The sequence below is a fragment of the Peptoniphilus sp. GNH genome (assembly GCA_021307325.1).
Lineage (GTDB): Bacteria > Bacillota > Clostridia > Tissierellales > Peptoniphilaceae > KA00134.
This window is the reverse complement of the sequence record CP089931.1, coordinates 1,125,872-1,149,335: the sequence shown is the minus strand read 5'-3', so window position 1 is coordinate 1,149,335 and position 23,464 is coordinate 1,125,872. Positions and strand designations below refer to the sequence as shown.

At 35.6% G+C, this 23,464-nt stretch carries 19 protein-coding genes; 15 read left to right on the top strand and 4 right to left on the bottom strand.

Annotated elements, in window-relative coordinates; all coding sequences use genetic code 11:
* Position 1 precedes the first annotated feature (1 nt).
* From LV469_05630 to LV469_05620, 3 genes are all read right to left on the bottom strand, one after another.
* Entirely contained in the window at positions 2-316 is a 315-nt protein-coding gene (locus LV469_05630; protein ID UHR02128.1) for a hypothetical protein, read from the bottom strand.
* 235 nt (positions 317-551) lie between these two features.
* Complete coding sequence (locus LV469_05625) at positions 552-1,559, bottom strand: potassium channel protein (protein ID UHR02127.1); 1,008 nt, start codon at positions 1,557-1,559, stop codon at positions 552-554.
* Between the two features lie 160 nt (positions 1,560-1,719).
* The gene (locus LV469_05620) at positions 1,720-3,318 is read right to left on the bottom strand and encodes a Na/Pi cotransporter family protein (GenBank protein ID UHR02126.1); all 1,599 of its coding nucleotides are present in this window, start codon (positions 3,316-3,318) and stop codon (positions 1,720-1,722) included.
* Between the two features lie 707 nt (positions 3,319-4,025).
* Between LV469_05620 and LV469_05615 the strand changes: the two genes are divergently transcribed.
* From LV469_05615 to LV469_05560, 12 genes are all read left to right on the top strand, one after another.
* Positions 4,026-4,958, top strand: coding sequence for an ABC transporter permease (locus LV469_05615; protein UHR02125.1), 933 nt, complete (start codon positions 4,026-4,028; stop codon positions 4,956-4,958).
* Positions 4,958-6,010, top strand: coding sequence for an ABC transporter permease (locus LV469_05610; GenBank protein UHR02124.1), 1,053 nt, complete (start codon positions 4,958-4,960; stop codon positions 6,008-6,010). The genes LV469_05615 and LV469_05610 overlap by 1 nt, the downstream gene beginning before the upstream one ends.
* An 8-nt stretch (positions 6,011-6,018) precedes the next feature.
* Positions 6,019-7,008 carry an ABC transporter ATP-binding protein gene (locus LV469_05605; protein ID UHR02123.1) on the top strand — a complete coding sequence of 330 codons (990 nt, stop codon included), beginning with the start codon at positions 6,019-6,021 and terminating at the stop codon, positions 7,006-7,008.
* Entirely contained in the window at positions 7,008-8,069 is a 1,062-nt protein-coding gene (locus LV469_05600) for an ABC transporter ATP-binding protein (protein ID UHR02122.1), read from the top strand. Before LV469_05605 ends, LV469_05600 begins: the two co-directional genes overlap by 1 nt.
* 97 nt (positions 8,070-8,166) lie before the next feature.
* A complete protein-coding gene (locus LV469_05595; GenBank protein UHR03589.1) occupies positions 8,167-9,789 on the top strand; it encodes a peptide ABC transporter substrate-binding protein in 1,623 nt (540 codons plus the stop codon).
* A gap of 217 nt (positions 9,790-10,006) precedes the next feature.
* Complete coding sequence (locus tag LV469_05590) at positions 10,007-11,497, top strand: aldehyde dehydrogenase family protein (protein UHR02121.1); 1,491 nt, start codon at positions 10,007-10,009, stop codon at positions 11,495-11,497.
* A 217-nt stretch (positions 11,498-11,714) separates the two neighbouring features.
* Positions 11,715-12,224, top strand: coding sequence for a nucleoside 2-deoxyribosyltransferase (locus tag LV469_05585; protein UHR02120.1), 510 nt, complete (start codon positions 11,715-11,717; stop codon positions 12,222-12,224).
* Positions 12,225-12,367: 143 nt separating this feature from the next.
* Positions 12,368-13,525, top strand: coding sequence for a cation diffusion facilitator family transporter (locus tag LV469_05580; protein ID UHR02119.1), 1,158 nt, complete (start codon positions 12,368-12,370; stop codon positions 13,523-13,525).
* The gene (gene trkA, locus LV469_05575) at positions 13,522-14,901 is read left to right on the top strand and encodes a Trk system potassium transporter TrkA (protein ID UHR02118.1); all 1,380 of its coding nucleotides are present in this window, start codon (positions 13,522-13,524) and stop codon (positions 14,899-14,901) included. The genes LV469_05580 and trkA overlap by 4 nt, the downstream gene beginning before the upstream one ends.
* The gene (locus LV469_05570) at positions 14,898-15,569 is read left to right on the top strand and encodes a uracil-DNA glycosylase (protein UHR02117.1); all 672 of its coding nucleotides are present in this window, start codon (positions 14,898-14,900) and stop codon (positions 15,567-15,569) included. The genes trkA and LV469_05570 overlap by 4 nt, the downstream gene beginning before the upstream one ends.
* Positions 15,566-16,501: an AEC family transporter gene (locus LV469_05565; GenBank protein ID UHR02116.1), complete on the top strand. Its 936-nt coding sequence runs from the start codon at positions 15,566-15,568 to the stop codon at positions 16,499-16,501. The genes LV469_05570 and LV469_05565 overlap by 4 nt, the downstream gene beginning before the upstream one ends.
* Positions 16,502-16,510: 9 nt before the next feature.
* Positions 16,511-17,284: a prolyl oligopeptidase family serine peptidase gene (locus LV469_05560; GenBank protein UHR02115.1), complete on the top strand. Its 774-nt coding sequence runs from the start codon at positions 16,511-16,513 to the stop codon at positions 17,282-17,284.
* Between the two features lie 109 nt (positions 17,285-17,393).
* Here the strand turns inward: LV469_05560 and LV469_05555 are convergent, their stop codons facing one another.
* A complete protein-coding gene (locus tag LV469_05555; GenBank protein ID UHR02114.1) occupies positions 17,394-18,077 on the bottom strand; it encodes a phosphoribosylaminoimidazolesuccinocarboxamide synthase in 684 nt (227 codons plus the stop codon).
* Between the two features lie 196 nt (positions 18,078-18,273).
* On the opposite strand from LV469_05555, the gene purE reads away from it, so the two are divergent.
* From purE to LV469_05540, 3 genes are read left to right on the top strand one after another with little or no spacing between them, the layout of a single operon-like run.
* Positions 18,274-18,753 (top strand): 5-(carboxyamino)imidazole ribonucleotide mutase, encoded by a 480-nt coding sequence (gene purE / locus LV469_05550; protein UHR02113.1) that lies wholly within the window; start codon positions 18,274-18,276, stop codon positions 18,751-18,753.
* Positions 18,750-19,790 (top strand): ATP-grasp domain-containing protein, encoded by a 1,041-nt coding sequence (locus LV469_05545; GenBank protein UHR02112.1) that lies wholly within the window; start codon positions 18,750-18,752, stop codon positions 19,788-19,790. Before purE ends, LV469_05545 begins: the two co-directional genes overlap by 4 nt.
* Positions 19,783-23,445, top strand: a complete 3,663-nt coding sequence (locus LV469_05540; GenBank protein ID UHR02111.1) for a phosphoribosylformylglycinamidine synthase — start codon at positions 19,783-19,785, stop codon at positions 23,443-23,445. Before LV469_05545 ends, LV469_05540 begins: the two co-directional genes overlap by 8 nt.
* Positions 23,446-23,464: the final 19 nt, after the last annotated feature.

Genomic DNA, 23,464 nt, shown 5'->3' with positions numbered 1-23,464 from the left:
TCTATCCCTTCAATATAAATTTTTTAAAGGCTTCTTCAACAAGTTCCTTTTTTTGAAGTCTAAAATTTTCATCGATTTGAGAAAGTTCATTTTGAATCTCCTCCTGCCTCTTTTTGACCTCTTCATCTGCAGATGCCATAATCTCAGAAAATTTTGCGGAAGCGGCATCTTTCGCTTCTTTTGTGACTTCACTTTCCATTTGAGAGAGCTTTTTTTGCAAGTCTTCCTTCATGGAGGTGATTTTTTGATCTGTTTCTTCCATGACAGCCTTGGTTCGCTCCTCAATATCTAAGATGCTATTAATAGTATCTTTCATTGCATCCCTTCTTTCCAACCATATAATATACTCCCAAAATAAAATATATACAAGAACCTTCTTATATATATGTTGGTAAATATCTTATATTTTTTATTCTACCCATTTTTTTATTGGATAATAAATAACAATTATTAATATTTAAAAATTAATAAAAATATTTATAACTACATATCTATAGAAAGGGGGATGTAAGCCTAAAAATAACAATAAAATAAGGCTATTTAAAATAGCCTTATCTCAGTTCATCACCTAAATTTTTCAGCTTGTCAACTTGTTCTTCTCTTCCGAGGACTATTAGCACATCACCTATTTTAAAAGTATAGTCGATGGGAGGATTAAAGAGTAAACTTTCATCTTCAATCTTTTTTATTGCAAGCACAATTAGACCAGTTTTTTTAGGTATTTGCGCCTGAATTAAATTTTTGTTTTCCAAATAAGAGTCTTTTTTTACTATGACCTCCTCCAAATCTAGCTCAAGATCTCCTATTCTTGTGACCACATCTAAAAAAGAAATTATATTTGGTTTTATCATAAGAGATGCCATTCTCTTACCACTAATCTCCGTTGCTGATAGGGTCTTGTTTGCTCCGACCTTTAATAATTTTTCGCTGCCAGACTTGCTAGTGGAGTTGGATATAATATATATTTCTTTGTTGAGATTTCTAGCAGTAAGCACAGTAACTATGTTGTCCACCTCTGTATCCAGAGTGGATATGAGCCCCTTGGCTTTTTGGATGCCGGCGTGAGTTAGCACACTTTCTTCAGTAGAATGGCCTTCTACTACCAAGATGTCATGGTGACTATAATTATCAAGGTCTTCACGCTTATCAGTTATAACGACGAAATCTAACTTTTCAGCCATAAATTTTTCTATTATGACCTCTGCCAGCTCTCCAGAGCCACATATTATGTAATGATTATTCAAGGCAGAAATTTTTTTCTCCATTTTATTTCCCTTCCATAAATCCATGAGTTTGCCTTCTACTAACATAGCTACAAATGTTGTAAAGGCATATCCGACTATACCGACACCTGCAAATATCATAATTATTGAAAAAATTTCCGACCCCATATTGGGCTTGCCGACTTCGCCAAAACCAACAGTAGATATTGTTATGACAGTCATATATAAGGCATCGACAAAGCTTAGCTTCAATAAAATCATATAGCCTAGCACGCCTGTTAGCAGCAGAAGAACAAAAGCAGACAAAATAAATTTGAGTTTTCGTTTTTCTTCCATAAACATCACCTCATCTATTTGATTATAGCCTACTTCACAATAAAAAACTATGAATAAGGACTTGGCAGAGATTTTTATAAAGAGCGAAAGTGAAATTTACAAGATAAATTTTAAGACTTTAAAAATCAAAAAACCACCGACTTTGCGGTGGTTGTACATTCTAGATAGAGAGTTTTCCGACATTGTAGGTATAGGCGGCGATTCTTTCGAATGCGACCAGGCATTTTTCAAACATAATACCACTTTCTGGATTGCATATGCCCTTTTTCATCCTATCCACATGAAGCTTTCTATAAATTTCAGCATTGTTTTCGACTCTGGCATAGGCAAGTCTTAAATCATTAACTCTGTGAGGTTTTGCTATATCGGTTTCAATTGATTTGAACATATCTTCTATTATAGATTCCAGAGAGTCAAATTCTCTTATGGCCTCATCAGTATAAGGAAGATCAGAATTATAAGAATATTGAGAATTTTCTGCTATGCTTTTAGTATGGTCTCCTATCCTTTCAAGGTCTCTTACTATTCTAAGATAAGCTGTAAATAGAGAAGAGAGAGAAGTGTCCATAGGCAGGTTGACATTTTCTATAATATGTTTTGAAATTTGTGAGTTCAAATAATTTATTATGACCTCGTTGTGAAAGCACAGGTCAAATTTTTCTTGATCAAAGTTGTGAAATAAACTCACACTCATCAGAAAGTTATTTCTAACTAGAGTAAGCATCCTTTCGCTTTCTGCCCTTATTCCTGCAAAAAGTGTTGTTGGCTCTTTGATGTTGGGATTTATATATATAAGTGATTTTTCATCTTTTTCAGCATCTTCACCACTTATTACTAGCTTAGAAATTTGAGCTATTTTATTACCGAAAGGAAAGAGCATAACTGTTGCGAAAATGTTGAAAAATGTGTGCATATTGGCGATTTGAGCAGCTGGAACACTTCTTGACATAAAGGCTATATATTTTTCTACCGGAACAAAAAATGCTAAGACTACAAATAAAACAGTTCCCATTATATTAAAAAGCACGTGGCAAGCTGCAGTTCTTTGAGCATTTTTGCTAGCACCTATTGATGAGAGAACAGAAGTTATACAAGTGCCTATATTAAAGCCACATATTATAAACATACTTGCCCTAAGACTTATCAAGCCCATATTAGCAGTTGCCTGCAAGATACCAAGAGAAGCTGCCGAAGATTGCAAAACGGAGGTGAAAATAGTTCCTGCAAAAATTCCCAAGATGGGATTTTTAAATGTTGCCATCAAGTCGATAAACTTGGGGTCTTCAGCAAGAGGCGACATAGAGCTTGACATAATTTTCATACCCATAAAGAGAAGACCTATGCCCAAAAAAATTTGCCCTGAATATTTAAGCCCCTTATTCTTCTTAACAAACTTTGCAAGTATAAAACCGACAAAACAAAAAAGAGGAGCGGCTGCTACAATATCAAGAGCCACAATCTGACCAGTAATTGTAGTACCTATATTGGCCCCCATAATGATACCTATGGTTTGTTCAATGGTCATTATGCCTGCATTTACAAAACCGACTAGCATTACAGTTGTCGCAGAAGATGATTGGATGACTGCAGTAACCAAGGTACCAATTAAAAGACCCTTAAATCTACTTGAAGTAAATTTTTCAATAAGGCCCTGCAATTTGTTACCGGTTGCCATCTCCAGCCCTTGGCTAGTCAGATCCATCCCATATAGAAACAGAGCCAGCCCACCTAAAAGGCCGAGCAAGTAACTTAATTTCATAAAAACCTCCAAATTATACTAGATTAATTTTACTCTATAATCCTATTTAATAAAAGACAAAAAAGCATACCAAGGCTCTTTAAAAAAATGTGCTAAAAAATTCAAGATAAACTACAGCGATTTAGATTTGAAATTATCATTTAGAAGGTGTTTTGATCCAGCGATACGAAATTTTATTTAAGTTAAAATCGAAAAAAATTTAATAATAAAGGCGGGTAAGGCGAATATAAAATAAATAATAAAAATTTTAATAAAATAAAAATAAAAACATAAAAAAATGATATGAACCATAAAAAAGTGTATATTATAAATTTTTGTATAAATATGTAAGAATATATAAAGTTGATTGAAAAATAGGAAAACGCATTCAAATTATTAAAAAAATATAAAAAACTACATTATTTTTTTGAAAAAAATAAATTAAATATTAACAAAAAAGTTTAATGAGAAGTAAAACAAATGAATTGGTTTATCACTTGATGGAAAAAAGCAAAATTTTTTTAAAATACTTAAACATAAATTGAAACGTCTTAAAACAAGTGATAGAGCAATTTAGCAACATAAAGTGATAGCAAATAATTTTATTTTTGAAAAATCAAGGCTTGCAAAGTTTCGTGTTAAAGAATATAATACCTCATAATAAAAATTTAGCTGGATAAAGTACGATATGTAATATTTTAGCGAGAATGAAAGGAAGTGGAAATGAAATGGGAAAATACATTCTCAAGAGGGTGCTTCAAGCAATCTTTGTACTCTTTATAGTCATATGTATAACATATGTCTTGATGCACCTAATTCCGGGAAGTCCATTTTTAAACGAAAAGGCACCAAGTCCTGAGGCTATCAAGGCTCTAAATGAGAAATATGGTCTTGATAAACCGCTTTGGGTTCAAGTGAAGATGTATATAAGAAACATCTTAAAAGGGGATTTCGGAGTTTCTTTAAAAATGCAGAAGAACAGACCTGTTCTAGATATTATAAAAGAGATGTTCCCTACTTCGGCTAAGATTGGTCTTATGGCACTTGTAAGCTCGGTCTTATTTGGTGTTCCGATAGGCTGCATAGCTGCATACAATAGAGGTAAGTTTACAGATTCAGCCCTAAGAGTTGTGACAACTTTGGGTATATCAGTTCCTTCATTTGTTGTGGCGACCTTGCTCTTGCTAGGCTTGGGAGTAAAATTAAAAATTTTACCGACAATGGGACTTCAATCTTGGACTGGATATATAATGCCAGTCATAGCCCTTTCATTTTATCCGGCTTGTTATATAGGAAGATTAAGTAGATCATCCATGCTCGATGCAATAAATCAAGACTATATGAGAACTGCAAAGGCCAAGGGCGTATCCTCGGGAAAGAGAATATTTAAACACGCTTTGAGAAATGCCTTTATACCAGTTTTGACATATCTGGGACCCTTGACAGCGGGTATACTTTCTGGCTCTTTTGTAGTAGAAAGTGTGTTTTCACTTCCGGGTCTTGGAAGATATTTTATTCAATCAATATTAAATAGAGATTATCCGATTATAATGGCGACGACCATATTTTTTGCATCACTTGTAATTATCATGAATTTAGTAGTCGATATCCTATATAAGGTAGTCGATCCTAGAATAGACGTGCTTAAGGGGGGAGAATAATGCATGACAACAAATCGCAGTTTAAAAGAAGTAAACTCTCCTTGCAAATAGATAAGGACTTGTTTCCGGATTTGGAAATTCTTCCTGACGACTTTGAACTAGCCAGTGAAAGTGAAAAAGAAACCTTTATAATGAAGGCTCCATCTGTCTCCTACTGGAAAGATGCCTGGCGTAGACTCAAGGCAAACAGAGTTGCCATGGTGTCTTTGGTATTTATAATTGTCGTGATATTATTTGCATTTGCCGGACCTCTGTTTAGAAATGGTGATTACACAACTCAATACAGAGGAATGGAAAATCTCCATCCAAATGCAAGCTTCCCCTTTGGCACTGATAAATTGGGAAGAGATCTCATGGTAAGGACTATGTATGGAACAAGAGTTTCTCTTATAGTTGGAATCTTCGCTTCTATAATTGTTTTGATTATAGGTACTCTTTACGGAGCGATATCAGGTTATATCGGTGGAAAAGTGGACAGCATAATGATGAGATTTTTGGATCTAATCTACTCAATCCCAGACATACTTGTAATAATATTGCTTTCGATAACAATAAAGATGCCCATGGAACAATGGGTAAACAGCTCTGGCTCCAAGTTTGCTCTTAGAATAGCGACAATAGGACCCGGATTGATTTCTATATTTATAGCCTTTGGACTCTTGTACTGGGTTTCGATGGCAAGGATAATAAGAGGTCAAGTTTTGAGCTTGAAGCAACAAGAATTTATCACAGCCGTAATAGCTCTTGGTGGAAATAAGAAAAGGGTAATTTTTTCTCACTTATTTCCCAATGCAATAGGTCAAATAATCGTAATGACAGCTATGCAAATTCCATCAGCAATATTTTTGGAAAGCTTCTTATCCTTCTTAGGAATAGGTGTTTCAGCTCCTATGACTTCTCTTGGAGCTATGGCATCAGATGCCCTTGGAGGAATATATTCATACGCATACAGGCTAATAATCCCATCGGCAATATTGAGTCTTATGATTCTAAGTTTAAACTTGTTCTCAGATGGACTCAGAGACGCCTTTGATCCAAGACTTAAAAAGTGAGGTGTAAAATGGAAACAAAAAAATTATTAAAGGTAAAAGATTTAAAGGTTTCCTTCTTCACACCAGCTGGCGAAGTCCAAGCGGTTGGAGGAATCTCTTATGAAATGGGCCACAATGAAATCATGGGAATAGTTGGAGAATCTGGCTCTGGGAAAAGTGTTGAAGCTTACTCTATAATGGGACTTTTAGCTGACCCTGGTAAGGTTGTTGGCGGATCCATAGAGTTTGAAGGCGAAAATATTCTTGAATACGACAAGAAACAGATGGAAGACTTTAGGGGAAACAAGTGCTCAATAATTTTCCAAAATCCTATGACTTGTTTAAACCCCGTTTATACGATTGGCAATCAGCTTATGGAGGCTTTGCTTTGCCACAAGTCTGTATCAAAAGAAGAGGCCTATAAAAAGGCGGTTAAGATGCTAGATCTTGTTGGTATATCCAATCCAGAAAAAAGGATGAAACAATATCCTCATGAGCTTTCAGGTGGTATGCGTCAAAGAGTAATGATAGGAATGGGGCTTATAAATGAACCTAAACTCTTGATAGCAGATGAACCTACAACTGCGCTAGATGTTACCATTCAAGCACAAATTCTAGAGCTAATGAAGAGGATTCAAGAGAAAAATGAGATGTCTATCATATTTATAACTCACAATTTGGGAGTTGTGGCATCTATATGCGATAAAGTTTCTGTAATGTATGCAGGAAAAATAGTTGAACAGGGCAGCGTTGATGATGTCTTTTATAGACCATCTCACCCCTATACTCATGGTCTTTTAAAATCCATGCCTAGAATAGATTCTGAAGGCTATGAAAGACTTGAGAGCATAGAAGGTAGCCCAGTAGATATGTTAAATCCACCAGAAGGATGCGGTTTCGGTACCAGATGCGAACATTGCATGAAAATTTGCCTTAGAAAAGATCCTCCAATGGTTGAATTGGGAGATGGACACAGGGCAAAATGTTGGCTTCTTGCGATGAAAGAAGGTGAAGCTTGATGGAAAAAATAGTAAAAGAAAATAAATCAAGTTTAAATAATCCTGACAGGTACGAAATCAGAAGAGAAAAATTAAAAACGGCGGACAAACTCTTGGAAATCACTAACCTAATAAAGAGATTCAAGGTAAAAGGCTCTTTTGGAAAGACTAAAGAAGTCCACGCAGTTGACGATGTCAGCCTATATATAAAAAAGGGAGAGACTCTTGGGTTAGTAGGAGAATCAGGATGTGGCAAGACGAGCTTAGGAAGGACTATTTTAAGACTTCATGAACCGACATCTGGCAAAATAGTCTACGAAGGTGAAGCCATATATGATTCATCAGCCAATGTAGCGAAAAATATGGTGCCATACAGGCGAAAGATGCAGATTATATTTCAAGACCCATCTGCTTCGCTAGATCCCAGAATGACGGTCGGCGAAATTGTAGGAGAGGCTCTTGATATTCATAAACTATACCAAGGAAAGGCTGAGAGAAAAAAGAGGATAAGTGAACTTCTTTCTACTGTCGGTCTAAATCAAGAACATGCCAATAGGTATCCTCATGAATTTTCAGGAGGACAGCAACAAAGAATAGGTATCGCAAGAGCCCTAGCCGTAGAACCTGAATTTATAGTTTGCGATGAGCCTATATCAGCCTTGGACGTTTCAATCCAAGCTCAAATAGTAAATATGCTGGAGGACATGCAGGATCAGTTGGGACTTACCTACCTCTTTATTGCCCATGACCTGTCAGTTGTTCGACATATATCCGATAGGATTGGTGTAATGTATTTAGGAAAGTTGGTTGAACTTGTAGATGCTGACAAGCTTTACAAAAGACCACTTCATCCTTACACCAAGACTCTACTTTCAGCTATACCCGTTCCAGATCCTGAAATTAGCAGGAACTCAAACAGAATAAAGCTCGAAGGAGAAATCCCATCAGCAATAAATCCGCCTTCTGGCTGTCGTTTTCATACGAGATGCCCCAAGGCTACAGAAAGATGTAAGACAGAAGTACCTAAATTTGTGGAAGTAGAAGATGAACACTTTGTAGCTTGCCACAATATTGAATACTAAGACATATATCCCTAAGGGGTGTATATAAAAATTATTTTTTAGGAGGGAGATTCTTTTGAAGAAGAAAACAATTAGCCTTTTGGCACTCTTACTTGCAATGGCAACTTTGCTAGTTGGTTGCGGCGGAAATAAGGCACCAGCAAATGGAGAAAAGAAAGAAGGAGAAGCAAAAGCGCAAGCTATAGATGATCCTGCAAAGAAAGACGGCGTACTAGACGTTTGTATAGCATCTGAACCAAGCTCAGTAGACCCTGCAATCAATTCAGCAGTTGATGGAGCAATCATACTTCAACATGCATTTGAAGGACTTGTAAAATGGGTAAATGACGGAAATGGCAATGCTAAGTTGGCACCTGGTCAAGCTGAAAAATGGGATGTTTCTGAAGACGGTTTAAAATGGACTATCACACTTAGAGACGGAATAAAATGGAGCGATGGCCAACCTGTAAAGGCTCAAGACTTCGAATATGCTTGGAAGAGATTAGTAGATCCTAAGACTGCTGCCGACTACAGATATATGCTAGATATGGTAAAAGGATATGAAGAAAATAATCTTGCAGTAAAGGCTCTTGATGACAAAACTTTAGAAGTTGAATTGGCAGTTAAGTGTCCATATTTCGAAGAAATAATGGCATTCCCAGCAACTTTCCCAGTAAGAGAAGATATAGTTAAGGATGAAAAGTGGGCACAAAATCCTGAAACTTTCATAGGCAATGGACCATTTAAGATGGTGGAATGGAATCACAATCAAAACATCCTACTTGAAAAAAATCCTGACTACTATGATGCTGCTAATATAAAAGCTGAAAAAATTAACTTCCACCTAAAAGATGATATAAACTCAATATATGCATCTTATAGATCTGGAGAACTTGACTTTATAGAAAGTGTTCCATCAGAAGAAACTACAAACTTACTTGCATCAGGCGAACTTCAAGTTAAACCTTATGTAGGAACTTACTATGTATCATTTAACAATCAAAAAGCACCTTTTGACGATCCAAGAGTTAGAGAAGCATTTTCTCTTGCAATTGACAGAAACTTTATCGTAGAAAAAGTTACAGCATCAGGAGAAGTTCCAGCTCCAGGATTTGTTCCAAAGGGAGTAAATGATGCAGAAGAAGGAAATGACTTCAGAACAAACGGTGGAGACTACTACTCAATTAAGCCTGAAGATTATGAAGCAAACTGCAAAAAGGCTAAGGAACTTTTAAAAGAAGCTGGCTACGAAAATGGTGAAGGATTCCCTGTTGTGGAATATCTATACAACACTTTGGATTCTCACAAGGCAATAGCAGAAGCTCTACAAAATATGTGGCAAGAAGTTCTTGGCGTACAAGTAACTCTTCAAAACCAAGAATGGAATGTATTCTTAACTGAAAGAAAGAATGGAAACTATTCAATAGCAAGAGATGGATGGATTGCAGACTATAATGATCCTATGTCATTCTTAGATATGTTCATGACTGGCGGAGGAAACAACAATCCTAAATATTCAAATCCTGAATTTGACAAATTGATCAAGCAAGCGAAAGCAAGCACAGATGCAAAAGAAAGATTTGAATTGATGCACAAGGCAGAAGAACTTGCATTTGGCAAGGATGTATGTGCGGCACCTCTATACTATTATGTAAACAAATACATGATGAAATCTAACATCGAAGGTATGTACTACACACCACTTGGATTCTTCTTCTTTGGACAAACAAGCGGATATTAAAATTTAAAAAGAGCCTCAGCATTTGCTGAGGTTTTTTTATTGCAATAAATTATAGACATTGGTCTTTAAGTGCTTTTAAAAAATAAAGTTCATATTTATATAAATCAATAGATAAAATTTAAACATGTGCATAAGTGAATATAGATTTATACTCTTGGGTAAAATATAGGTGGAAGTCAATATCATTTTATATATAAATTTAATTTGGAGGTAAAAGATGACTAGACCGAATATAAAACTAAAAGATTCATACGGGCTTTTTATAGGAGGCCAATGGGTTAAATCTTCAGATGGAAAAGAATTCGAAGCTAAATGTCCAGCAGACGGCTCGCATCTTGCAAATGTAGCAGAGGCCACAAGAGAAGATGTGGATAAGGCTGTAAATGCAGCTTGGGCAGCCTTCCCAACGTGGAAAGAAACTACAGCCAGTCAAAGAGCAAAAATTTTAAATAAAATCGCAGATATAATTGATGAAAATGCTAAACACTTAGCGATGGTAGAAACTTTAGACAATGGAAAACCTATAAGAGAAACTAGCAATGTGGACATACCTATGGCGGCTGAACATTTTAGATATTTTGCAGGAGCAATTCTAGCAGAAGAAGGCGCAGCCAATATGTTAGATAGAAACACCCTATCTATAATTTTAAGAGAGCCAATAGGAGTTGTAGGTCAAATTGTGCCTTGGAACTTTCCTTTCTTGATGGCAGCTTGGAAACTAGCTCCAGTTTTGGCATCTGGTTGCTGCACAGTTTTAAAACCATCTAGCTCAACATCACTTAGTGTATTGGAACTTATGGATCTTATAAAAGATGTAGTACCCAAGGGAGTCATAAATATAATAACAGGCGGAGGTTCCAGATCGGGACAATGGATGCTAGAACACGAAGGATTTAGGAAATTGGCCTTTACAGGCTCCACAGAAGTCGGTTATGAAGTTGCAAAACAAGCTGCAGAAAAATTGATACCAGCAACTCTTGAATTGGGTGGCAAATCTGCCAACATCTATTTTGATGACTGTGACCTCGACCAAGCCATAGATGGACTTCAACTCGGCATTCTTTTTAATCAAGGTCAAGTGTGCTGCGCTGGCTCAAGAGTTTTTGTGCAAGAAGGAATTTATGATGAATTTGTAAAAAGAGCAGTTGAAAGCTTCAACAAGGTAAAAGTTGGTTTGCCTTGGGAAGAAGACACTCAAATTGGGAGTCAAATTTCAGCAGGTCAAGTGAGAAAAGTTTTGAGCTATATTGAAAAGGCTAAAGAAGAAGGAGCAGAGATTTCTGCTGGAGGATGCCAATTAAAAACAGACAAGCTTGCAAATGGATTCTTTACGGCACCTACTTTGATTACAAATGCTAGTAATGATATGACAGCAGCAAGAGAAGAAATATTTGGACCTGTTGCAGTTGTAATAAAATTTAAAGATGTTGAAGAAGTTATAAAAATGGCTAATGATTCTGAATACGGTCTAGGCGGAGGAGTGTGGACTAAGGATATTGATAAGGCTATAAAAGTTTCGAATGCTCTTGAAACAGGTAGAGTGTGGGTGAACACTTACAACTCAATACCAGCTGGGGCGCCTTTTGGCGGAGTGAAAAAATCTGGCATAGGACGTGAAACTCATAAAGTTATGTTGGATCACTATTCTCAACTAAAAAGTATAATTATAAATCTGTCTGGAAAGACTTCTGGTCTTTACGGACTCTAGAATCTAATTAAATTACAAAATGGATGCTCAAATTTAAGTGGGGCATCCATTTTTTTTATTTAATTTAAAAAAAATAATGAGATATAAAAGAAAAGATGGACTAGCCATCAATCCATTAGCACAAGCTTGATTTGTATTTATTTTCATATAAAAATGATATAATCAGATTGCGTTATTTAATGCAAATTATGATTTTTTAATAAATAGGAGGAAGTAGATGAAGGGATATTTAGCATCTCATTTTTTTAATGAGGGTATGTTTTTATGGACAGAAATGATTGCCAAAAAAATAAGAGAAAATACTTGCTTGGAGCTTTATGTGCCACAAGAAAATGCCGATATAAATGACAAAAAAAACAATGATGCAAGCATTACAGATATAGCTATTTCAAAAGCGGACACTGCTAAATTAAAAGAAGCTAACATTTTGATTGCTTGTTTGGATGGGCTCACAATTGATGACGGTGTGGCTGCTGAAGTAATGGCACATGGTGTAATGGCTGAGTTTGAAAAAGAAAGAGGGATAGATTTTCCTCGATTGATACTTGGAATAATAACAGACATGAGATATCAAGGCACAGGAGAAAATAAACTTTATAGAAATCTCATGATAATGGGAAAGGTCAAAGAACATGGCAAAGTTTTGGTGGGCTATCCCAAAGATGAGGTCTATATAAATGAGATGATTAGTGAAATTAATTCTTTTATTGAAAAAAATAAAAAATAAAAAAGCTTTAAAGTTTTTTAATATTTTTTGAATTTGTAAGTAGATTAAGTAAATGATAAAATGACAACTTGTTTTTAGTCTAAAGGGCGTATTTGTAAATTTGCCAAGGGGCTTTAGTTTGAAATTTTTGTTGAGGTTTTTAAATGCTAGTTAATAGAGTTTTAAGATATGGTAAATTTAATACTAAGGATGAAGACAGGATGGCAATCAGCTTTTTGGCATCCTTAATTGGACTTTTGTTAAATGTCTTTCTTGCAATCATAAAGTTGGTCATAGGCCTTATCACAGGTTCTGTCTCTATCCTTGCTGATAGTTTAAACAATATGACGGACTCAGCCTCCAATATAATCACAGCCCTTGGCATCCACTATGCAAAAAAACCGGCCGACAAGGAGCATCCCCATGGGCATGGAAGAGTTGAATATATAGCCTCGCTTGTGGTATCTAGCTTAGTTTTGAGTGTGGGTATTATGTTTTTTAAATCTTCATTTTTAAAGATTAAAAATCCTGAGAGAGTTTTTTATACTAATTTTCAAATTTTTATTATGATTTTTTCTATTTTTGCCAAGCTGGGGCAGGCGCATTTTTACAATGAAATCGGCGAGAAAATAAAATTTAGTCCCCTAAAGGCTCTTGGCAAGGATTCCCTAAACGCTGTTTTGTCGACAGGAGTTGTTGTAGTTTCTATAATCATAGAGAAGTTTTCCTCTTATCCAATAGATGGTATCGGAGGCATTTTAGTATCCATTTTTATTATCTATTCAGGCTTCGAATTGATAAGAGATTGTGTGAGCGAACTAATAGGTAAAAATGCTCCGAGAGAATTTATAGATGAATTAAAAAGAAGGGTCCTTTCATATGATGAGATTTTGGGAGTTCACGATATTATAATAAATAATTTCGGCCCTCAAAATGTAATAGTTGTGATGGATGTGGAGGTGCCATTTACTATGGAGCTTGTAGCAGTTCATAGCCTTATAGAGAGAATACAAAGGGAAGTAGGAGAGGCCTTGGATGCTCATATAGTAATTCACATTGATCCGATTGGAGACAAGAATCCAATATATTATGATCTTTCAAGAAGTATAATGAAAGTCTTAAAAGATTTTGATTGGGTAATTAGTTTTCACGATCTTTTGATAAACAAAGACGTGATTCACTTAGACATTGTGCTTGATGGAGAAAAGATAAAAAAAGAGGAAGATGTTGATTTAAAGAAAAGAGAAATCATATCCAAACTTTTGGAAGAAAGGCCGGGGTATAGATTTGATGTAAATATTGACAGGAGGCTTGCACCATGAAAATTTTGATAGTTGGAGCTGGTCGTTTGGCTCAAAGAGTAGTAAGGATGTTGTCTTTAGAAAACCACAAGCTGACAGTTGTGGATGCCAATGCAGAGAAATTGGGCAAGCTAAGGCGATTTAAAAACCACACATATATAGAAGCGGATCCTCTTGGCTTGGATTTTTACAAGTCGGTTAATTTGGGTGATTTTGATGTAGTTGTATGTTTAACTAGATCGGACAAGACCAACATAATAATTGGATCTGCAGCCAAGCGGCTAGGAGCTAAAAAAACTATAGCCCTCTTTAAAGAAGTTTCACCGATTGAAGATTTGGAAGATTTGAAATCTAGCATAGGCATAGATGAAGTGGTTTCTTTAAATAGGGAGTCGGCTCAGGCCATTGCCGATTTGGTCTTTGATGATTTTTCTGGCAAGTCAGATTTTTTTGCCAAAGGAAAGATGCAAGTCTTGAGTTTTAGGGCAAATAATAGTCCTGACCTTATAAATAAGACAATCGAAAAAGTCGGCGCACTTATGCCATTTTTGATTGTGGCTTTGGCAAGGGACAACAAGGTCTTTATTCCTAATGGCAATACAATAATAGAAAAAGATGATTTGATTTATATAGCTGGGTTGACAAAAGACATACAAAAATTTAGGCACATATATTTTCCCGCTAAGACACAAGTTGAAAGCAAAAATATCATGATTGTAGGCGGAGGAGAAGTCTGCGAGTATGCTGCTGAACTCATGTCCAAAAAATCTTGTAATATAAAATTGATTGCAAAAGATGAAAAAAATGTTAAAAGATTAAGAAGAAATCTTTCTGATGCTCTTGTCGTAAGGGGCGATTTTGAAGATTTTAGAGTCTTGGAGGGTGAAGATATAGAAAAGCAAGATGTCTTTATAGCTGCGACAGATTCTGATGAGTTGAATATAGTTACTGGACTTATGAGCAAAAAGTATAAGGTGGGCATGGCAATTTCAAAGGTAGAGGGCCTTTCCTACAGTTTGCTCTTGGACGAACTTTCGATAGATCAATTTGTAAATCCTATCGGCATATGTGCAAATAGGATTGTCGAAATTATAAGAGGTAACAAGGGGCTTAACACCTTTGTAAGCTTTTCAGGCAGGGCAGAAATGTGGGAAGTTAAGCTAAGACAAAAGCTACCTATCATAGATAAAAAGATAAAAGATTTAAACTTGGCTGATGGGATAATAATTGCCGGCATAGAAAGAGAAGACGGACTCATTTTAGTGCCAAGAGGGGAAACTGTCATTAGACAAAATGACAAGCTAATAGTTTTTTGTAAAAATGAAAGTTTGAAAAATTTGTGCAAGGTTGTAAACCCTGAATCGACTCCGACCTTTTTTGGAGAAATATTCAGATGAGAAGATATTTTGATAAATCATGGTGGGACATATTAGAAGGAGAATTTCAAAAGCCCTACTATCTAGAGCTTAGAAAACTTTTGGTTAATGAATACGAAAATTTTGAAGTGTTTCCTCCAAAAGAAGAAATTTTTACCGCATTTAGCTTGACTGCTTATGATAAAATTAAGGTTGTCATTTTGGGTCAAGATCCCTACCACAACCCTTCGCAGGCACAAGGTCTTGCTTTTTCTGTAAAAGACGGAGTGAAAATCCCCCCATCACTTGTTAACATCTACAAGGAGCTTCATGATGATTTGGGGATTGAGCCTGCTAAGACGGGCAATTTAAAAGCTTGGGCGAGACAAGGGATTTTTCTTTTGAACACAACTTTGACAGTTAGAAAAAATCAACCCATGAGCCATGAAAAAATTGGCTGGGAGATTTTTACAGATAGGGTAATTGAGCTTATAGATAAAAAGGAAGAAGCCCTCGTATTTATCTTGTGGGGAGGACATGCCCGATCTAAAAAGCGACTTATAAAAAATAAAAAACACTTGATAATAGAAGGACCTCATCCATCACCGCTTTCAGCATATAGGGGATTTTTCGGTTCACGCCCTTTTTCTAAAGCGAATGAATACTTAAATAAATGTGGAATAGAGGCACCTAGATGGGAGATTGAATGACATATTTTATAGACGGTTTGAAAATTATATTTCCTATATTTTTCATTATGGCACTTGGATATTTTGCAAGGAAAAGAAAAATAATAGATGAAGGTTTTATAGAAGGGGCGACATCCTTGGTATTTTATTTTGCCTTGCCCATTTCTCTATTTAATGACATTACAAAAGAAGAGAGCTTAAAGATGAATCCAATCTATGTTGCATATGGAATGGCGACTCTTTTGGCATCATTTTTAATAGCATTGGCTATAGGAAAAATTTTTATAAAGGATGATAGAAAACTCACAGCATTTGTCCACGCAGCCTTTAGGGGAAATTTTGTATATATAGGATTTCCTATAATAAGAGGCATTATGGGCAATCTAGCTCCATCTTCATCTGTTCCCATAATCATGTTTGTAGTTTCCTTTCAAAACATATTGGGAGTTGGTCTGTTGACCTACTACCACGGGGGCAAGATGAACTTCAAGAAATTATTTTTACAAATTTTAAAAAACCCCATGACCCTGGCTTGTATTTTTGGATTTTTAGCAAGAGCAGTGTCATATAGACCTGAGGGCTTTATAGGTGAGACGATGGGCATGTTATCTAAGCTTTCAACTCCGCTTGCCCTTATTTTGATAGGCGGCTCACTAAACTTCCAAGGCATAAGAGAAAACGTGGCGACCATATTTTCCGCAGTATTTATAAAGGAAATTCTCTTGTCAGCCATCTTTATACCTCTGGGAGTGCTAATAGGATTTAATAGAGAAGAGCTGATAGTTTTATATGTATTTTACGCAGTGCCATCAGCCCTTAATACATTTTTATTTGCAAAGAAGATGGGATCTGATCATGAACTCACATCACAGATTATTTCGGTAGGCTATACTTTTAGTATCTTGAGCTTCCCTCTTGGAATAGCAATACTTTCAGAGCTGGGTATTATTTAAGGAGAAGACATGAAATATTTAAAAAATGATTTTTTTGACACTGATAAAATTAAGATAGGATCAAGTCCCTGCCTTTTGATAAGGCCTAAAATCAAAGCGGATAAATACAAGACCATAATCTTTTATCATGGCTGGTCATCTTCTGCTGATAAGCAGGCTTTTAGAGGAGGCATTTTTGCATCTTATGGCTATCAGGTTTTGTTGCCAGATGCCAACTATCATGGAGAAAGAATCATAGAAGGTTTCGACTACGACAAAAAGGATCTAGAAAGAATATACCTGCCAAAGACTTTAATGTCTAATATAATAGAGGCTCCGCAAATTTTTGAAGGGCTTATAAAAGATTACAAGGCAGACGAAAATGAAATTGCCGTGGCGGGTCATTCTATGGGAGCCATGACAGCGGGATGCCTTTATTCATTTAACAAGAAGTTAAAACTGGCTCTTTTATTTAATGGGACAATGAATCTAGAACCCATGATTTGCGAATACATGAAGATGGGTGAAAATTCAGAAGAATATCTTAGAATTTATGAATTTTTAAAATCCATAGATCCAATAAAACACATAGAAAATTTTCCCGACAGACCTCTTTTGATGCTAAATGGAGCAGAAGATAAGTCTATAAACCCAGCTTGGCAAGAGGCATTTTATACTAATATAAAAAAGAGCTATAACCACAAAGACTTGATAAAATTTGAAAAAATGGACTACACGCCCCACATACTCACGACTCAAATGCTAGAAGAAGCCATCAGATTTGCAAGAAAAGTTGGATTTTAAATATTAATACAAATAAGAATTTCCTAATAGAATTTTAAAAAATTTATATTAAGCAAAAATAAAAAAATCAAGTCAACCAAGACTTGATTTTTTATTTGCATTAAAGGTCTTATTTTTCTAGGACCAACTTATTTAATTCTAAAGGTGGAATATATTCATCGCCTTTAAAGACTCTCATATTGCCACCTGATATCTCATCAATTAATAAAATGTTATTATTTTCATCTAGACCGAATTCCAACTTTATGTCATAAAGGTCGAGGCCTTTTTCTTTCAAAAGGTCGAAAATAATTCCACAAATTTGTCTGCTCAAATTGGCAAGCTCATCGTATTGTTTGGGTGTCATGATATTTAAGATTTGTAGACAGTCTTTACTTATTGTAGGATCGCCTGCCTTGTCATCTTTTATAGTTATTTCAAAAAAAGCATCGAGGTCGCTGCCAAATTCTATATACTTACCATATCTCTTATGAAAAGAACCAACAGCCTTATATCTGATGATAAACTCCAAACCATGTCCAAAAACTCTGGCCTTTTTGACCTCCATAGAGTTATTTTCAAGGTCGCTTTTAACATAATGAGTCGGAATATTCTTTTCTTTCAATTTTTCGAAGAAATATTCAGTAAGCTCAAGGCCCGCTCTTCCAGAGCCTTCAATTGATAGCCCAACTTGGTTTTCGCCTGGGTCAAACACACCATCTTTTCCTGTAACATCGTCTTTAAACTTCATCAAGATATTACCGTTGTCCAAAGAATAAATATTTTTGGTTTTGCCTTGGTATATTAAATTCATCATTCTCTCCTTGTGTTTGCAAAATATATGAAATTGAAATAACTACAAGCTAATTTTATTAAACTTGTTTGTGAAAGTAAAGAAAAAAATTAACCCCGATAAATGAAAATTTTTAATTTTGATAAAAAAATATTGATGTTGAAGAAATATGATAATTTGATATACTTATTTTATCAGAAAAATTTAAGGAGCGGTCATGTCAAAAATAGCTGTAATAATGGGGTCACTCTCAGATTATGAGACGATGAAAGAAACCTGTGCTCTTTTGGATGAGTTTGGAATCGACTACGACAAAAAAGTCATAAGTGCACATAGGACGCCAGAGTATATGATTGATTTTGCAAAGAATGCAAGAAAAGAGGGATATAGTTTAATTATAGCCGCTGCTGGTGGGGCTGCCCACTTGCCGGGTATGGTGGCATCTGTGACTACTCTACCTGTGATTGGGGTGCCTATAAAGTCATCAACTTTGAATGGTGTTGATTCTTTATTATCAATTGTTCAAATGCCTTATGGTGTGCCAGTTTCTACAATGGCAATAGGGCTAGCGGGTGCTAAGAATGCAGCTATCACAGCCTTGTCTATACTTGCCATAAATGACAAAGAGTTAGAAAAAAAGTATAGAGATTTTAAAACTAAATTAGAGAATATAGTAAAGGAAGATATGAAAATATGATTAAGACTATATTACCAAAAAGCACTATCGGTATAATCGGTGGCGGTCAACTCGGACGAATGCTTGCAATGAGCGCAAAAGAAATGGGCTATAAAATTGCAATCCTAGATCCGAGAGAGGATGCCTGCGCAAAGAAATTTGCAGATTATTTTATCCATAGTGCTTTTACTGATTTTAGGAGCATTGAAAAACTTTGCCAAATGAGCGATGTCATAACTTTCGAATTCGAAAACATAGACATAGAGTCCTATAAAAAACTAGAAAAAAAATATAATTTTGTTCAATCATCTCGTGTGCTTGAAATCTCCCAAAATAGACTTAGAGAAAAAGAATATGCAAGATCTCTTGGAATAGAAACTGTAAAATATTATGACCCGGCAAAAGATGATATAAAAATCGACAAGCCTTATCTCATGAAGACTAACAGGCTAGGCTATGATGGTAAGGGACAAAAAATTATATCTACAAAAGAGGAAATAGAAAAAGATACAATCTTGGAAGAATTGATAAAACTTGATAAGGAAATCTCGGTAGTTGCTGTAAAAGATAGAGATGGCATAGAGATTGTAGCTGTTGTTGAAAACGAACACAGGAACAATATTCTCTTTAGATCTAATATACCTGCTAATGTTTCCAAAGAGCAGGAGCATCAAGCCATAGAATATACTAAGAAGATATTAAACGACAATGACTATTATGGCGTGCTTACTGTGGAATATTTTATAAGCGATGGCAGGGTTATTTTCAATGAGATAGCACCAAGAGTTCACAATTCAGGTCACATAACTATGCAATCGGCAAACAAGTCACAGTTTAGGGCTCACATTGAAGCAATTTGTGGGCTCAAAGTTGGGAAAATAGAAAATAGAGAAGCCACACTTTACAATATTTTAGGTCAAAATGAAAAATATTTTATAAATCTGATAAGCAAAAGACAAGGTTACTTACACCTTTATGAGAAGGAGGGTAGATTAAATAGAAAAGTCGGTCATATAAACTTTTTGGGTGATGTGCATTTGGAGGGAGAATTTGAATAAGAGAATATTTGTAAGAAAAAGAGATGGCTATGATAGGGAATCGGACAATTTGAGGGAAAAGCTAAATAGAGATTTTGATTTAGCTTTGAAAAATTTAAACATATATGTAATTTATGACATTTATGATATAAGCGATGACCTATATGAAAAGGCAAAAGACAGAGTGTTTTCAGAGGTCATGATAGATGAAGTTTTTGAGGATATAGACCTTAAAAATAAATGCTATATAGCCTATGAAACTTTGCCAGCTCAATATGACCAAAGGTCGGATTCGGCTATGCAAGCAATAAGACTAATTGACAAAAATAGCAAGACATTTGTAAGAAGCGGCAAGCTTGTAGTCATAGATTCCGATATTAATCTAGAGAAGTTTTCAAAGGTCAAGAAATTTCTTATAAATCCAATAGAATCAGTGGAAAAAGATTTGTCTAAAATGGACTTTAAAATTGATTCAGACAAGAAAGAATTAAGGGATTTTAGTGGATTTAGAACTTATACAAAAGAGGATTTCGAAAAGATTATAAAGGATTTATCCTTGGCTCTGGATGTAGAGGATCTTGAGTTCATCCAAAAATATTTTATAAAAGAAGATAGAGACCCGACAGAAACAGAAATTTATGTCCTTGATGTGTTTTGGTCAGATCATTGCAGGCACACAACTTTTGAAACAACTCTTGACGATATAAAAATCAAGTCTAAATTATTCCAAAAAGAATTACAAGATGCTCTAGACTACTATATTTCACTTAGAAAAGAGCTAAATATCACAAAGCCAATAAGGCTCATGGACATGGCATCCATAGTAGGAAAATATCACACAAAGGTGCTTGGAGATGAAAATATAGAAGTTTCCGATGAGATAAATGCCTGTTCATTTTTTACAGATATAGAAAACAAGGGGAAAAAGGAAAGATGGTTGGTTCAATTTAAAAACGAAACTCACAATCATCCATCGGAGATAGAACCCTTTGGTGGAGCATCTACTTGCATAGGAGGAGCCATAAGAGATCCCCTATCGGGAAGGTCATATGTCTATCAAGCTATGAGAATATCTGGATCTGGAAATATACTGCAAAAAGTGGAGGACACCCTGGAAAATAAATTGCCTCAAGTAGAAATTTCCAAGGGCAAGTCCCAAGGGAACTCTTCTTATGGAAATCAAATAGGTTTGGCTACAACTTATGTAAGAGAGATTTATGATGATTCCTACTTGGCAAAAACTATGGAAGTGGGCGCTGTTGTTGGCGCTGTCAAGGAAGGAAATTATAAAAGAGAAAAATTAAATCCAGGAGATATAGTTCTTTTAATAGGTGGAAGGACTGGAAGAGATGGCATCCAAGGGGCGAGTGGGTCTTCTGTTATTCACAATGACAAGTCTCTTACAAGTGCGGCAAGCCAAGTTCAAAAGGGAAATCCTGTTGAAGAAAGAAAGATTCAAAGATTATTTAGAAAGCCTGAGGTCACCAAGTTAATAAAAAAATGTAATGACTTTGGAGCTGGTGGCGTTTCAGTTGCAATAGGAGAGTTATCCGAAGGTATAGAAATATTTTTAGACAGGGTCAAAACCAAGTACGAGGGACTAAATCCGACAGAAATAGCCATAAGCGAATCGCAAGAAAGAATGGCAATAGGTCTTGCAAAAGAGGATTATGAAAAATTTGCAGAAGAATGTAGAAAAGAAAATTTGGAATATGTCCATGTGGCAAATATAACTGATAGAAATAGACTTGAAATGTACTATAAAGAGGAGAAAATAGTAGATTTCAAGGCTGAATTTTTAGCAACTGCGGGAGTTAGAAAGCATGCCAGAGTTGAAATCTATGACAATGAAGGACAAAATCCTTTCACCCACAAAGAAATCACAAAAGAGGCAATAATAAACGAACTAAAAGATTTGAATGTGACCAATCAAAAGGGCATGGTGTCTCAATTCGATTCGTCAGTGGGAGCTATGACTGTTTTGATGCCCTTTGCTGGGAAAAATAAAATTACACCAGTCCAAGCGAGCGTAGCAGCTTTGCCGACTCTGTATTCAACATCTGACACGGCGACGATTTTAAGCTATGGATTTGTGCCTAAAATTTCAAAATACTCACCATTTCTATCAAGCATGTACGCAGTTTTAGAATCTGTTGCCAAGGTGTATGCAGCAGGAGGCAATAAGCAAAGCTTGTACTTCTCTTTTCAAGAATATTTTGAAAAACTTTTGGACGATCCAAAAAAATGGGGCAAGGTAAGCCAAGCCCTTCTCGGCTCCATAATTGCTCAAAAAGAAATCGGAAGACCATCTATTGGAGGAAAAGACTCCATGAGTGGAAGCTTTAACGATATAAATGTAGTCGAAACGCTTATTTCTTTTGCCTGCACACCAGTTAAGATAAAAGACGTAATAAGTCCGGATTTAAAGGCTCTTGAAAATAAGATTTATTTAATAGATATAAAAAAGGACGAAAAAGGCTACCCAGATATAAAAAAAGCCATGATAGATTTTGAAAAATTGAACACCTACATCAAAGAAGGCAAGGTTGTATCAGCCTATGTTCAAGATTTCGGATCTGTTGGTGCATCACTTCTAAAAATGGCAATGGGAAATTCTCTTGGATTTACAATTGATTATGACAAGGCTTTAGACTTTAATCCAGCCTCAATAGTTGTAGAGGCCAAGGAAGATTTGGACTTTTATTATCTGGGTCAGGTGACAAAAGATATTTCTATAAATGGAATAAAAATAGATTTAAATGAAGCTCAAGCTGCATATTTTTCAACTCTAGAAGAGATTTATCCAACCTATTACAACAAGAATGGCGGCAAGGTAGAAAATATTAGCATAAGGGGAGAGCAAAAAGTTTATTACAAGCAAAAAGTTGACCAAGTTAAGGTGGTCATACCTGTTTTCCCGGGCACCAATTCAGAATATGATACTCAAAAAGCTTTTGAAGAAGCTGGGGCAAGTGTCAAGCAGGTAGTATTTAAGAATACAAGAGAATATGACATAGAAAATTCCATAGAAGAGCTAGTAGAAGCTATTTATGATTCACATATAGTTGCTTTTCCTGGAGGATTTTCTGCAGGAGATGAGCCAGATGGTTCGGCTAAATTTATAGTAAATGTGCTAAAAAATGAAAAGGTAAAAAAAGCGATTCACGCTCACCTAAAGGACAAAAAACTTATTCTTGGCATCTGCAACGGCTTTCAGGCTCTTATAAAATCAGGACTTTTACCCTATTCAGAGATTAGAGATCTCGACAAGAAAGACTTGACCTTGTTTAGGAATGTGGGCTTTAGACATATTTCAGATACGGTTATAACAAGAGTAGCAAATACCAAATCGCCCTGGACTCAAGATTTTGAAATAGGAGATCTTCACGAGATGATTCTAAGCCATGGTGAAGGAAGACTAGTGGGTGAGAATATAGAAAAATTTAAACATCTAGCAGCTTTTCAATATGTAGACTTTGATGCGGATGCAAGTATGGATGGCAGATTCAATCCAAACGGTTCATCTTATGCAATAGAAGCAATGATTAGTGAAGATGGCTTGATTTTAGGTAAGATGGGTCACAGTGAAAGGTCTTATGATTGGCTTTACAAGACAAATACAATAAAAGGCAGACAAGATATTTTCGCTAATGGCGTAAAATATTTTACAAGATAATTTGACAATAGATTGGAGT

Coding starts and splice junctions, on each gene's coding strand:
- LV469_05630 (UHR02128.1), bottom strand. CDS start 316: ATGAAAGATACTATTAATAGCATCTTAGATATTGAGGAGCGAACCAAG.
- LV469_05625 (UHR02127.1), bottom strand. CDS start 1,559: ATGGAAGAAAAACGAAAACTCAAATTTATTTTGTCTGCTTTTGTTCTT.
- LV469_05620 (UHR02126.1), bottom strand. CDS start 3,318: ATGAAATTAAGTTACTTGCTCGGCCTTTTAGGTGGGCTGGCTCTGTTT.
- LV469_05615 (UHR02125.1), top strand. CDS start 4,026: ATGGGAAAATACATTCTCAAGAGGGTGCTTCAAGCAATCTTTGTACTC.
- LV469_05610 (UHR02124.1), top strand. CDS start 4,958: ATGCATGACAACAAATCGCAGTTTAAAAGAAGTAAACTCTCCTTGCAA.
- LV469_05605 (UHR02123.1), top strand. CDS start 6,019: ATGGAAACAAAAAAATTATTAAAGGTAAAAGATTTAAAGGTTTCCTTC.
- LV469_05600 (UHR02122.1), top strand. CDS start 7,008: ATGGAAAAAATAGTAAAAGAAAATAAATCAAGTTTAAATAATCCTGAC.
- LV469_05595 (UHR03589.1), top strand. CDS start 8,167: ATGGCAACTTTGCTAGTTGGTTGCGGCGGAAATAAGGCACCAGCAAAT.
- LV469_05590 (UHR02121.1), top strand. CDS start 10,007: ATGACTAGACCGAATATAAAACTAAAAGATTCATACGGGCTTTTTATA.
- LV469_05585 (UHR02120.1), top strand. CDS start 11,715: ATGAAGGGATATTTAGCATCTCATTTTTTTAATGAGGGTATGTTTTTA.
- LV469_05580 (UHR02119.1), top strand. CDS start 12,368: ATGCTAGTTAATAGAGTTTTAAGATATGGTAAATTTAATACTAAGGAT.
- trkA (UHR02118.1), top strand. CDS start 13,522: ATGAAAATTTTGATAGTTGGAGCTGGTCGTTTGGCTCAAAGAGTAGTA.
- LV469_05570 (UHR02117.1), top strand. CDS start 14,898: ATGAGAAGATATTTTGATAAATCATGGTGGGACATATTAGAAGGAGAA.
- LV469_05565 (UHR02116.1), top strand. CDS start 15,566: ATGACATATTTTATAGACGGTTTGAAAATTATATTTCCTATATTTTTC.
- LV469_05560 (UHR02115.1), top strand. CDS start 16,511: ATGAAATATTTAAAAAATGATTTTTTTGACACTGATAAAATTAAGATA.
- LV469_05555 (UHR02114.1), bottom strand. CDS start 18,077: ATGAATTTAATATACCAAGGCAAAACCAAAAATATTTATTCTTTGGAC.
- purE (UHR02113.1), top strand. CDS start 18,274: ATGTCAAAAATAGCTGTAATAATGGGGTCACTCTCAGATTATGAGACG.
- LV469_05545 (UHR02112.1), top strand. CDS start 18,750: ATGATTAAGACTATATTACCAAAAAGCACTATCGGTATAATCGGTGGC.